11 protein-coding genes are annotated in these 12,858 nt (G+C 63.6%); 2 read left to right on the top strand and 9 right to left on the bottom strand.

The window, feature by feature from the left end; genetic code table 11:
- Nucleotides 1-2: 2 nt before the first annotated feature.
- Entirely contained in the window at nt 3-1,340 is a 1,338-nt protein-coding gene (aptA, locus tag AC3WVQ_RS17960) for an omega-aminotransferase AptA (protein ID WP_090295207.1), read from the top strand.
- Nucleotides 1,341-1,451: 111 nt separating this feature from the next.
- Here aptA and AC3WVQ_RS17965 read toward each other — a convergent pair whose 3' ends face one another.
- The 9 genes from AC3WVQ_RS17965 to AC3WVQ_RS18005 all read right to left on the bottom strand — a co-directional run bounded on the left by AC3WVQ_RS17965 (nt 1,452) and on the right by AC3WVQ_RS18005 (nt 11,381).
- Entirely contained in the window at nt 1,452-2,717 is a 1,266-nt protein-coding gene (locus tag AC3WVQ_RS17965) for a glycerate kinase type-2 family protein (RefSeq protein WP_090295442.1), read from the bottom strand.
- A gap of 9 nt (nt 2,718-2,726) precedes the next feature.
- Entirely contained in the window at nt 2,727-3,044 is a 318-nt protein-coding gene (locus tag AC3WVQ_RS17970; protein WP_090295206.1) for a Dabb family protein, read from the bottom strand.
- A gap of 7 nt (nt 3,045-3,051) precedes the next feature.
- Nucleotides 3,052-4,707, bottom strand: a complete 1,656-nt coding sequence (locus AC3WVQ_RS17975) for a GMC family oxidoreductase (RefSeq protein WP_034803005.1) — start codon at nt 4,705-4,707, stop codon at nt 3,052-3,054.
- Nucleotides 4,708-4,811: 104 nt separating this feature from the next.
- Nucleotides 4,812-5,591, bottom strand: coding sequence for a 3-ketoacyl-ACP reductase (locus AC3WVQ_RS17980; RefSeq protein ID WP_034803008.1), 780 nt, complete (start codon nt 5,589-5,591; stop codon nt 4,812-4,814).
- The gene (locus AC3WVQ_RS17985) at nt 5,588-7,087 is read right to left on the bottom strand and encodes an FAD-dependent oxidoreductase (RefSeq protein WP_090295204.1); all 1,500 of its coding nucleotides are present in this window, start codon (nt 7,085-7,087) and stop codon (nt 5,588-5,590) included. Before AC3WVQ_RS17985 ends, AC3WVQ_RS17980 begins: the two co-directional genes overlap by 4 nt.
- A gap of 6 nt (nt 7,088-7,093) precedes the next feature.
- On the bottom strand, nt 7,094-8,209 hold the full coding sequence (locus tag AC3WVQ_RS17990; RefSeq protein ID WP_034803014.1) for an ABC transporter ATP-binding protein: 1,116 nt from the start codon (nt 8,207-8,209) through the stop codon (nt 7,094-7,096).
- A 4-nt stretch (nt 8,210-8,213) separates the two neighbouring features.
- Entirely contained in the window at nt 8,214-9,095 is an 882-nt protein-coding gene (locus AC3WVQ_RS17995) for a carbohydrate ABC transporter permease (protein ID WP_034803016.1), read from the bottom strand.
- Nucleotides 9,095-9,973, bottom strand: coding sequence for a carbohydrate ABC transporter permease (locus tag AC3WVQ_RS18000; RefSeq protein WP_090295203.1), 879 nt, complete (start codon nt 9,971-9,973; stop codon nt 9,095-9,097). Before AC3WVQ_RS18000 ends, AC3WVQ_RS17995 begins: the two co-directional genes overlap by 1 nt.
- A 175-nt stretch (nt 9,974-10,148) precedes the next feature.
- Entirely contained in the window at nt 10,149-11,381 is a 1,233-nt protein-coding gene (locus tag AC3WVQ_RS18005) for an ABC transporter substrate-binding protein (RefSeq protein WP_371589769.1), read from the bottom strand.
- Nucleotides 11,382-11,695: 314 nt separating this feature from the next.
- On the opposite strand from AC3WVQ_RS18005, the gene AC3WVQ_RS18010 reads away from it, so the two are divergent.
- Complete coding sequence (locus tag AC3WVQ_RS18010) at nt 11,696-12,760, top strand: LacI family transcriptional regulator (protein WP_034803036.1); 1,065 nt, start codon at nt 11,696-11,698, stop codon at nt 12,758-12,760.
- Nucleotides 12,761-12,858 lie beyond the last annotated feature (98 nt).

The raw sequence follows: 12,858 nt of genomic DNA on the forward strand, positions 1-12,858 counted from the left end.
CCATGAACCAGCACACCAAACCCAACGCCCCCGTTCTCGACAGCTATTGGATGCCGTTTACCGCCAACCGGCAGTTCAAGCAGGCTCCCCGCCTGCTCGCGTCCGCCGAAGGGATGCACTACACCAGCGCCGATGGCCGCACGATCCTCGACGGTACCGCCGGACTCTGGTGTGTGAACGCCGGCCATGGCCGCCGTCAGATCGCCTCGGCCGTCGAGCGCCAGCTGTCGACCATGGATTTCGCCCCGTCGTTCCAGATGGGCCATCCGATTGCCTTCGATTTTGCCGAGCGCCTCGCCGAAATCGCGCCGGGTCCGGAAGGCCAGAAGCTCGACCGCGTCTTCTTCACCGGTTCGGGTTCTGAATCGGTCGACACGGCCCTGAAGATGGCGATCGCCTATCAGCGCGCGATCGGCCAGGGCACCCGCACGCGCCTGATCGGCCGAGAACGCGGCTATCACGGTGTCGGCTTCGGCGGCATTTCGGTCGGTGGCATCCTCAACAACCGCCGCGTCTTCCCGCAGCTTCCTGGCTCCGACCACCTGCGCCACACGCATGACCCCGCGAAGAACGCCTTCGTCAAGGGCCAGCCGGAACACGGCGCCGAGCTTGCCGACGATCTCGAGCGGCTGGTGGCGCTGCATGGCGCCGAAACCATCGCCGCCTGCATCGTCGAGCCGGTCGCCGGCTCAACCGGCGTGCTGATCCCGCCGAAGGGATATCTTGAGCGTCTGCGCGCCATCTGCGACAAGCACGGCATCCTGTTGATCTTCGACGAAGTCATCACCGGCTTCGGCCGCCTCGGCGCCGCCTTTGCCACCGACTTCTTCGGTGTAACCCCGGATATGGTGACGGCGGCCAAGGGTCTCACCAACGGTGCGATCCCGATGGGCGCGGTCTTTGCCAGCCGCAAGGTGCATGACGCGCTGATGCATGGGCCCGAAAACGCGATCGAGCTCTTCCACGGCTACACCTATTCCGGCCATCCGGCCGCCTGCGCTGCCGGTATCGCCACGCTCGACATCTACCGCGACGAGGGCCTCATGACCCGCGCCGTCGAGCTGCAGGACGCCTGGCACGACGCCATGCACTCGCTGAAGGGCCTGCCTTATGTCATCGACATCCGCACGATCGGCCTGATCGCCGGCATCGAGTTGCAGTCGCGCGACGGCGCAATCGGCGCCCGCGCCTACGACGTCTTCGTCGATTGCTTCGAGAAGGGCCTGCTGATCCGCGTCACCGGCGACATCATAGCCTTCTCGCCGCCGCTGATCGCCGAAGAGAAACATTTTGGCGAGATCGTCTCGATCCTCGGCGATGCGCTGAAGCGCGCCAAGTAAGCCCAAGCGACGCACGACAAGGCAACGCCGCCGCCGAAGATCTCGGCGGCGGCGTCTGCATTTCGATTGCACACCTGAATCCGGCTAACGTCTCTACGCGCGAGGCGCGTCCTAACGAATCAACAGCGCCCGGAAATCGTTGACGTTGGTTCCGGTCGGTCCGGGCACGAAGAGATCGCCGCTCACGTCAAAGGCCGACCAGGCGTCGTGCCGGGTAAGATGTAGACGTGGATCGATGCCAGCCGCCCGCATGCGGGCAATGCTCTGCCCATTTGCAAAGGCACCGGCATTGTCTTCGGAGCCGTCGATGCCGTCCGTATCGGCGGCAAGCGCATCGATCCCCGACACGCCGTCGATATCGAGCGCCAGCGACAACAGGAACTCGCTGTTGCGCCCGCCCTTGCCGTGGTCCTTGCCCGAAATCGTCACCGTCGTCTCACCACCGGAAAGCAGTACGACCGGCTTGCCGAACGGCCGGTCTCTCAGCGCCACTTCGCGGGCAAGCGCTGCATGCATGCGACCGATATCGCGCGCTTCACCCTCGATCGCGTCCGAGAGTATATGCGCCTCGATGCCGAGTTCGCGCGCCTTGGCCGCCGCCGCTTCGAGCGAAACGCTTGCCGAAGCAACGACGTGACACTCATGCGCGGCAAACCGCGGATTGTCCGGATCGGGCGCTGCAGCGGCCTCCGAGCGCAGATGCGTCACCACTTGGTCGGGAAGTTCCATGCGATAGCGGGCAACGATCTCCAGCGCCTCGGCCGCCATGCTGCGATCCGGAACGGTCGGCCCCGAAGCGACGAAGGCCGGGTTGTCGCCGGGTACGTCCGAAACGACCAGACTAACGACACGCGCCGGAAAGGCGGCTGCAGCGAGCCGCCCGCCCTTTATCCGCGACACGTGCTTGCGAACGACGTTCATAGCCGAGATCGGCGCGCCGGAGGCAAGCAGCGCCTTGTTGACGGCGATCTCGTCGGCGAGCGTCAAACCCTCAGGCGGCGCCGGGAGCAGGGCCGAGCCGCCACCGGAAATCAGCGCGATGACCAGATCGTCCGCCGTCAAACCGGCCACGGCCTTCAGCAAGGCATCCGAGGCAGCAAGCCCCGCCTCATCCGGCACCGGATGAGCCGACTGCAGCACAGTGATCGTCTCACACTGTTCGATCGGTCCATGACGGGCGACGACCGTTCCGGAGAAGGGATGCTTCCAGAGCTTCTCGAAGGCGGCGGCCATCTGGCTTGCCGCCTTTCCCGCGCCGACGACCACCGTCCGCCCTTTCGGCGGGGCGGGCAGATGCGCCTTGATCGCCTCATAGGGATCGGCGGCTCGAACGGCCGCCTCGAAGAGCTCTGTCAGGAAGGGGCGCGCTGCGATCATCGCTGCCACTCAGCCGGCGATTTCGAGATCGTAGACGAGGATGCCAGCAATACCGCCCTCGGCCGCAGCAACGATCTTGGCGCCGGTCTTGCGGTGCTCCTCGTCTTCCAGATAGGCATCGCGCGCCGCCGCGTCAGTGAAGTCGACGATGAAGCCTTCGGCAAAGCCCTTGTCCATGCCCACTTCCGGGCTGACATTGGCGCCGATATGGGCGGCAAGGAATCCCTGTAGCCGGGCCTTCAGCGCGGCAATCTCCCCGAAGATCACCGCCTTCTCCTCGCTGGAGATTTCGGGGCGGAAGCGAATGAAGACACAATGGCGGATCATGGGGACCTCAACGGATATCGGCGCGGGCGCGCGGGCGGCTGTCGTTGCGTTCGTGGGCGAAGATCGCCGGCGGCAGGGGCTGGCGCTCGCGGATGATGTCGGCGCCCTTCTCCCCCATCATGATCGTCGGCCCGTTGGTGTTGCAAGAGGGAACGCGCGGCATCACCGAGCTGTCGCAGACGCGCAGGCCTTCAAGGCCACGCACCTTGAGATCGAGCCCGACCACCGCCATCGCGTCCGTGCCCATCTTGCAGGTGCCGACGGGGTGATGGTCGGTCTTGGCGTTGGCGCAGCCGTAGTCGAAGAACTGCTCATCGCTGACGACCGAATTGCCCGGCAGGCGCTCCGCCAGCACGAAGGGCTTGAGCGCCGCCTGCTGCATGATCTCGCGGGCGATCTTCAGGCCTTCGATGGACATCCTGCGATCATGCGGATCCTCCCAGTAGTTGGGATCGATCAGCGGCGCTGCCGCCGGATCGGAGGAGGAAAGCCGCACCGTTCCGCGCGAGCGCGGATGCAGATAGGCGGAGTTCAGCGTCACGCCGGCATTCTTCAGCTTTTCGACGCCCGCCTCGATGCCCGAGCCGAGACCGAGATGGAACTGGATATCGGGCGAGCGGGCGTTCGGATCGGCATACCAGAAGCCACCGGTCTCAAACAGCGACGACGCCACCGGGCCCGAGCGGAAGAGTACATATTGCAGGCCGGCCCATAGCGTACGATGGAGTTTTGCGACGCCGTCATAGGTGTGGTCGCCGGTGCATTCGGAAATGACAAAGAGATCGAGGTGATCCTGCAGGTTGCCGCCGACACCCGGTAGGTCATGTTTTACCGCGACACCCACCGATTTCAGGTGATCGGCAGGCCCAATGCCGGACTGCAACAAGAGCTTGGGCGAACCGATGGCGCCGGAAGTTACCAGCACCTCACGCTCCGCCCGGATGATCTCGCTGCCCTTGCCGGTGACGACTTCGACGCCGACGGCACGTGTACCCTCAAGCACGATCCGCGCCACGCGCGCGCCGGTGCGAACCGTCAGATTGCGGCGATCCTTAATCGGCGAAAGATAGGCAAGCGATGCGCTCGAGCGGCGGCGATTGCGCTGGGTGAGTTGATAGAAGCCGACGCCCGCCTGCTGGCGACCGTTGAAATCATGATTGTAGGGAATGCCGAGCTCCTGACCGGCGCGGATATAGGCGTCGCAGATCGGCAGCGCCGCCGTAGGCATCGAGACACCGAGCGGGCCGCCATAGGCGTGATAGTCGTCGGCAAAGCGCTGGTTGTCTTCTGAGCGCTTGAAATAGGGAAGCACGCTGCGATAGTCCCAGCCGGTGCAGCCGTCTTCGGACGCCCAGAGGTCGTAGTCGGCGGCGTTGCCGCGGGTATAGAGCTGGGCATTGATCGACGAGCCACCACCGATGACCTTGGCCTGGGTATAGCGTAGCACCCTGCCCTTCATGTGCTTCTGCGGCACGGTCTCCCAGCCCCAGCTGGCAACGCCCTTGGTCATCTTGGCAAAACCGGCCGGCATATGAAACAGCGGATTCCAGTCGCCGCCACCGGCCTCCAGCAAAAGGACACGGACCGATGGATCCTCGGAGAGGCGATTGGCGAGTACGCAGCCGGCCGGGCCGGCGCCGGTGATGATGTAGTCGTAGCTCATTCCCTGTCTTCCCTCCGCCGTCACCAATTTGGAACGTTCCAAATTTTCGACGTGTTCAATTCAAACCCTGCCCGCTTGCGAGCCTCAAAAATCCTGCGCGTTTCCTAGAGACGGCCGATCGAAAGCCCGCCATCCGCCTGGATGACCGAGCCGGTGGCAAAGGCGAATTTGCCGCCGGCAAGCCCGGCCGCGATATTGCCGATGTCATCGGGCTCGCCCCAGCGCCGCATCGGCACCAACCCGCCGTCAATCAAGCCATCGTATTTCGCCGAGACGCCGGCGGTCATGTCGGAGCGGATGATACCCGGCCGGATCTCGAAAACCGAGATGCCGGTATTGGCAAGCCTGAGCGCCAGCCCCTGGCTGAAGGCGGCAAGGCCGGCCTTGGTCATGCAATAGTCGAGCCGCTCGGGCGACGTCATCGTTGCCGAAACCGAGGTGATGTTGATGATCGACCGCGGTGCTACATCAGCCGGATCCGTCAGCATCGAGACGAGCACGGCCTGGGTGAAGAACACCGTTCCCCGCAGGTTGGTGGCGACGATCGTGTCGAAATTTTCCGGCAGCAGATCGAGGAAATCACCCCGCATCACCGAGGCGATGCCGGCATTGTTGACGAGGCAGCGGATCGGACCGAGCTCGGCGCGAACACGCTCGACAGTCGCCGCATGGCCGCTGATATCGGCAAGGTTCGCTTCGATGTAGATCGCCCGGCCGTGGTCGCCGGAAAGTTCCGACAGCGTCTGGGCGGTCGTCGCGTCCGCCGCACCGAGGCCGGTGAGCGCAATATCGAAGCCCTCGCGGGCGAGCGCACGGGCGACGCCGAGACCGATGCCGCGGCGGCCGCCGGTGACGATGGCGACGGGGCGCGTCGATGACGTCATGATCGAAACTCCCTAGTGGCGATATGGTCGGCGACCCTGAGCGCCTGAGCGGCAACGGTCAGCGCCGGATTGACGGCAGCCGATGTCGGCAGGAAGCTCGCGTCGACGACGAAGAGGTTCGGGTGGTCGTAGGCGCGACAGTAGGTGTCGAGCGGCGCATGCTTCGGGTCTTTGCCCATCCGCACCGTGCCGCACTGGTGTGACGGCGTGCGTTTGTCGAAAGCCTGGGACAGCACGATCGGATAACCGGCTGCCTTGAAATGCGCGCGCATCTTCGCTTCGAGCCCGGACAGCGCCTCCATGTTCGAGCGTCGCCACTGCATGATGATGCCGTTGCCGTCGACCATGATGCGGCTTTCCGGGTTCGGCAGGTCCTCCGTCATCATGTACCAGTCGACCGCATGGCCGGCCATGAAATCGAAGGCAAACCGCGGTGCCCAGAGGGGCGCATTGGCCTTGAGGATGTCGCCGTTGATCTTGCCGAGCAGCTGGACGTTGCCGAGCGGCAGGCCATCCCTGCCGCCGGTGAGGTAATAGTCGTTCAGCATCAGCGTCTTCTGGTAGATGCTGTCGTTGCGCTTGAACGGGTTGATTGCCAGCATGGCGCTGCAATTGTGGTTCATGAAGTTGCGGCCGACCTGGTCGGAGGCGTTGGCGAGCCCCTTGCCGTCGCCGGAGCGCAAGAGGATGGCGGCCGAATTGATCGCGCCCGCCGACAGGATCACCAGCTTCGGCGACAGCTTCTTCTTCTCGCCCCTGTGGGTGTAGTGGATCGCCTCGATCCGGCCGCCGGGTCCCGCCTCCAGCGTGTCGACATGCGCCGAGGTGATCAGCTCGATATTGGGATCCTTCAGTGCGGAAGCGAGCGATGCGGTTTCAGCGTCCATCTTGCCGTTGCCGGTGTTCGGAAACCCGTCCCAGGGCGTGCGCCCGCCGGCAAGCCAGGCGTCGATGTCGACGCCGAGCGGCAGCGTTGCCGGATTGAGCCCCTGCGCCTTCAGCTCTGCACGGGCCCGCGCAATCGCCGGCTCGTCCGGCACCGGGCCGAAAGTGTAAGGCGAGCTGTGGAACGGCTCCGTCGGGTCGTCGCCCAATTCGCCGCGCACCTCAAACAGCTGCTCGGCCTTGCCGTACCAGGGCTCCAGCTCCTCGTAAGGGAAAGGCCACGCCGGCGAAACGCCGCCGAGATGCTGCATCTCGGTGAAATCTTCGGCCCGGTAGCGCAGGAGCACCGCACCGAAGAGCTTGGAATTGCCGCCGACGAAGTAGAAGTTTCCGGGGTTGAACTCGGTGCCGTCGGGTTCGCGCCACATCTCCCTCGGGCGGAAGTGGCCCTTGACGAAGATCGAGCTGTAGCTGCGCGCCTCCGGCGTATCGGGCAGGCGGTCGCCACGCTCGAGGATGGCGATGCGGGCGCCGGAGCCGGCAAGCCCCGCCGCAAGCGTGGAGCCGCCGATCCCCGACCCGATAATGACGATCTCCGGCTGCTGCTGCATCGTTGGTTACGCGATCCGCTGCTGGCTCTGCGGATCGAAGAACACCGCCTTGTCGAGATTGAAGGCAAGGCGCGAGGTCTGCCCGGGCGCGATGCGGGCATCGGCTCTCAGCCGGGCAACGATCTCCTTGCCGCCGAGACGGGTGACCGCAAAGGTATCGGAGCCGGCCGGCTCGACCACCTCGATCAGGCACTCGCCCTCGGCGACCACCTTGGCATTGCGGTCGGCGCCATCAGGATCGGTCAGCGCTTCCGGACGGATGCCGAAGACGACGTCCTTGCCGGCATAGGCAGACAGTGCGCCGTTGGCCTGAGGCACCGCAAGCTTCAGCGGCTCGGCATTCGGACGCGTCAGCGTGACCGCAATGTCGGAGCCGCTCTTTTCGATCCGCGCCGTCAGCAGGTTCATCGCCGGCGAGCCCATGAAGTCGGCGACGAACATGTTGGCCGGGTTGTTGTAGATCTCGGCCGGCGTCCCGAACTGCTGCAGCACGCCATCCTTCAGCACCGCGATCTTGGTCGCCAGCGTCATCGCCTCGATCTGGTCGTGGGTCACGTAGACGATCGTCGTCTTCATGCGGTTGTGCAGCCGCTTGATTTCGGTGCGCATGTCGACGCGCAGCTTTGCGTCGAGGTTGGAGAGCGGCTCGTCGAACAGGAAGACCTGCGGGTTGCGCACCAGCGCCCGGCCCATGGCGACGCGCTGGCGCTGGCCGCCCGAGAGCTGGCTCGGCTTGCGATCGAGCAGATGGCCGATCTGCAGCATTTCCGAGACCTGCTTGATCGCCTTTTCGCGCTCCTCCTTCGGCACGCCGCGGATTTCCATGCCGAAGGCGATGTTTCCGGCAACCGTCATGTTCGGGTAGAGCGCGTAGGACTGGAACACCATGGCGATGTCGCGCTTCGAGGGATGCAGATCGGCAACCGAACGACCGTTGATGGCGATCTCGCCCGATGTGATCGGCTCCAGACCGGCAATGGTGTTGAGAAGTGTGGACTTGCCGCAGCCCGAGGGGCCGACCAGCACCAGGAAGCCGCCTTCTTCGATCTCCAGGTTGATATCCTTCAGGATCTCGAGCGAGCCATAGGATTTGCGCAGGTTGCTGATTTTCAAGAAAGACATGAGCTTATCCTTTCACGGCGCCCGACATCAGCCCGCGAACGAAGTAGCGGCCGGACACGATGTAGACGATGAGCGTTGGCAGGGCGGCGAGGATCGCGCCCGCGAAGTGGACGTTGTATTCCTTGACGCCTGTCGAGGACGAAACGAGGTTGTTCAGCGCGACCGTCATCGGCGTCGAATAGGGGCCTGAGAAGGACGCGCCGAACAGGAAGTCGTTCCAGATGTTGGTGAACTGCCAGATGACCGAGACGACGATGATCGGACCGGAGGACGGCAACAGGATGCGCCAAAAGATCTGGAAGAAGCTGGCGCCGTCGATCTGCGCTGCGCGCACCAGCTCGGTCGGGAACGCTTCGTAGTAGTTGCGGAAATAGAGCGTCGTGAAGCCGATGCCGTAGATCACATGGACGAAGATCAGGCCCCAGATCGAACCGGCTATCCCAAGGATGCCGAGGATGCGTGCCATCGGGATCAGCACGATCTGGAACGGGATGAAGCACGAGAGCAGCAGCATGCCGAAGAAGATGTTGGCACCGGGAAAGCGCCACTTCGTCAGCACGTAGCCATTGAGTGCGCCGATGATCGTCGAGATTGCTACGGCCGGCACGACCATCAGGATCGAGTTGATGAAGAAGGGTTTCAGGCCGGTCGGCTGCACGCCGATCTGCGCCGTCGACCAGGCCTGAAGCCACGGCTCGACCGTAAAGGTCTGCGGCAGGTTGAGCATGCCGCCCTGGCGGATCTCGTCGAGCGGCTTCACCGAGTTCACCAGCATGACGTAGAGCGGCAACAGCGAATAGAGCGCAAAGAGGATCAGCGCGGTGTAGATCAACGCGCGGGTGAGGCGGTTGTGTGAAATGATGTTGTCTGGGCTCGGAGCGCTCATCAGCGTCGTGCTCCCCGGATTTCGGAATAGAGATAGGGAACGATGATCGAGAAGATCATCACCAGCATGATGATCGCCGAGGACGCGCCGATGCCCATCTGGTTGCGGGTGAAGGTGTAGGAATACATGAAGGTCGCCGGCAGTTCGGTCGCCTGGCCGGGGCCGCCGCCGGTGAGCGCGATGATCAGGTCGTAGGCCTTGATCGCCAGATGCGCGAGCACCACGAATGCGGAAAGAAACACCGGCCGCATCAGGGGAATGATGATCCGGCGATAGATCGTCGAGGTCTTGGCGCCGTCGATCTGCGCTGCCTTGATGATCTCGTTGTCCACGCCGCGAAGGCCCGCAAGGAACATCGCCATGATGAAGCCGGTCGACTGCCAGACCGCGGCAATGACGACGCAGTAGATCGCGTAGTTGCGGTCCTTGATCCAGTTGAACGAGAAGCTCTCCCAGCCCCAGAGGTGCATGGTGTTCTCAAGGCCGATGCCGGGATCGAGGAACCACTTCCAGGCCGTTCCGGTCACGATGAACGAGAGTGCCATCGGGTAGAGGTAGATCGGCCGCAGGAAACCTTCGGCCCGGATCTTCTGGTCGAGCAGGATTGCCAGCCCAAGGCCGAGCACGGAGCAGATGGTGATATAGAGCGCGGCGAAGATCGCCAGGTTGCTCACCGCCCGCCACCAGTGCGGCAGCGCCCACAGCTTCGAATAATTGCTTAACCCGACGAAATTGTAGGACGGCAGCATCTTGCTGTCCGTCATCGACAGAAAGCCGGTATAGGCAATAAAGCCATAGACAAAGATCAGGACGATGAGGAAGCTCGGGGCAAGCACCAGCTTCGGTATCAGGTCCTGCAGGCGACTGCGGCTATCCATGAACGTTCACCACTTCTGGCGCGGCCGTCGGGAAATCCCTGATATCGGCATCCGCGCGAGGTTCTGGGTATCAAAGCGCCCCTCCCCGCGTCCTGTTGGCCACGGCGGTTCGACGGCGCCTGCATGTCGGAATAGGGTGTCCGGGGCGCCTAGAGTGCGCCCCGGAGCGAGCCCGTTACTTCGCGGCCTCGACGGCCGAGACCAGTTCCTTGACGGCCTCTTCGGACGTCAGTTCGCCGTTGAACTCGCGCGTCACGACGTCGTAGATCGCGTTCTTGACGGCAGCCGGGTTGGCATGGCCATGGGCCATGGAGCCGAAGAGCTTGCCGTTGGTGTTGGCTTCTGCCAGGTCCTTGATGCCCTTCTTGCCGCAGGCGTCGAAGTCCGTGTCCGGAACGTCGGTGCGCGCCGGGACCGAGCCCTTGACCACGTTGAAGGCCGACTGGAAGGTCGGGCTTTCGATCGCCGAAGCCATGGCGAGCTGGGCCGGAACCTTGTCGTCGGCAACCTTGAACATCGCGAACTGGTCGGAGTTGAAGGTCACGGACCCTTGCGTACCCGGGAAGCGCATGCAGACGAAATCGGTGCCCGGCACCTTCTTGGCCTTCAGGAATTCGCCCTTGGCCCAGTCGCCCATGAACTGCAGGCCGGCCTTGTTCTCGATAACCATGGCGGAAGCGAGGTTCCAGTCACGGCCCGAGAAGTTGTCGTCGACATAGGAGCGCAGCTTCGTCATGCGGTCGAAGGCTTCCTTCATCTTGTCGCCGCCGAGCGCTGACGGGTCGAGATCGATGAAAGCCTGCTTGTAGAAGTCGGTGCCGAGCGAAAGCACGACGGCGTCGAAGATCGTCGCATCCTGCCAGGGCTGGCCGCCATGGGCGATCGGGGTGATCCCCTGGGCCTTGAAGTTGTCGAGCAGGGCAACCAGTTCGTCCCAGTTGGTCGGCTCCTTGCCGCCAGCCTTGTCGAGGGCGGCCTTGTTGATCCAGACCCAGTTGGTCGAATGCACGTTGACCGGCGCTGCGATCCAGTGGCCGTCATACTTCGAGAATTGCTGCAGGGCGGTCGGGATCACCTTGTCCCAGCCTTCCTTGGAAGCGGTCTCGTCGAGGTTGCCGAGTGCGCCTTCCTTGGCCCAGTCGAGAATGTCGAAGCCGAGCATCTGCACGGCGGTCGGAGCGTTGCCCGCGGTGACGCGAGCGCGCAGAACCGTCATCGCTTCCGTACCGCCACCGCCGGCAACCGGCATGTCGGTCCAGGTGATGCCCTTGCTTTCCAAGTCCTTCTTCAGAACGTCGAGTGCGGCGGCTTCGCCACCGGATGTCCACCAGTGCAGAACTTCCACATTTTCGGCTGCGCGCGCGGCGGTGGCCGCCATCATCAGCGCCACAACGGCCGTCGTCGTCATCAACTTGCGCATCGTTTTCCTCCCGTTTGCAAGTTAACGAGGCGGAACCTCCTCCACCCCGGAATTCGCGCCGCTTCAGCCAGCGGCTGGCCATTTAAAACGTTATAAATTCAGCAAGTCAAGCATTCCGCCATTTTGTATTTTAGCACCTTCGGAACCGTTTGAATTTACTGAATTATATAGCTCACATTAGCTATTGCAGTGCAGCAAGCCATGCCGCGATGCGAGATTTAAAACGTTTTCATGATTCGATTGCCTAAGCCCTCGCACCACGATACAAACACCGCTCCCGCCCGCGTTCAGAAAGACTAGCATTGGCCGATCCCTCCAAGCCCGCCCACGCCGAAGACATTGGTTCTGCCGTCAAGCGCGGCAAGCCGACCCTTCGCACGATCGCGGAAATCACCGGCCTTGCGGTCACCACCGTTTCGCGTGCCCTTTCCGATGCGCCGCAGATCTCGCTCGATACCCGCAAGCGAGTGCGCGAGGTCGCAGACGAGATCGGCTATTCGCCCGACCGGGCCGCCCAGCGCCTGAAGACCGGCCGCACCAATGTCATCGGCGTGCTGCTCGACCCGCACGAGGAAATCCTCGGCTACGGCACCTCGATCATGAGCGGCATCGCCAAGGCACTTCAGGGCACGGCCTACCACCTGATCGTCATGCCGAACTTCCTGAACTCGACCAATGTCGAGGCGGTCAACTACATCACCCGCAACGCGATGGCCGATGGCCTGATCTTCTCGCGCACGGAACCGCTCGATCCCCGGGTCCGATTGCTGTCCGATCTCGGCTTTCCCTTCGTCACCCATGGGCGCACGGAGCTTTCCACCCCGCATCCCTATGTCGACTACGACAACTTCACCTTTTCCTACCAGGCGACGAAGCGCCTGATCGCCAAGGGCAGGCGCAAGCCGGCCCTGATCAGTGGCCCCGCCGATTTCACCTTTGCCGGCCATCTTCAGCACGGCTTCATGACCGCCGTGCGCGAGGCGGGCTGCGCCTACGAAATCCTCTCGGGCATCGATCTCGACAGCCCGGCAGGCGCCATCCGCGACCGCGTGCGCCAGCGCTACGCCGAGCCCGATCCACCGGACAGTTTCATGTGCGGCGGCGAAGTCTGCGCGCTCGCAACCATCACCGGCATGAGCGATTGCGGGCTGACGCTCGGACGCGAATACGACATCGTCGCCAAGCAGACCTCGCATCTCCTGAGCGCCATCCAGCCGCAGGTCGAGACGATCTACGAGGACCTGACGGCGACCGGCGAGGACATGGGCCGGGTGCTCCTGCAGAAGATCGGCGGCGAAAGCGACGTCAGCAAGCTGCAGCTGCTGCTCTGTCCGCAGATCCCATCGAGCTTCGGCGCGGCCGGCTGAGCGGGCGAACACGGCACGCAAGGCGGTGTCACGTGACGCTGCCTCCTGCCCCAATGTTCTCCCCATCGTCCGCATGTCCTCTCCTCCCCTGTTTCAGC

This window comes from Ensifer sp. EB106-05-01-XG146 (assembly GCF_058791875.1).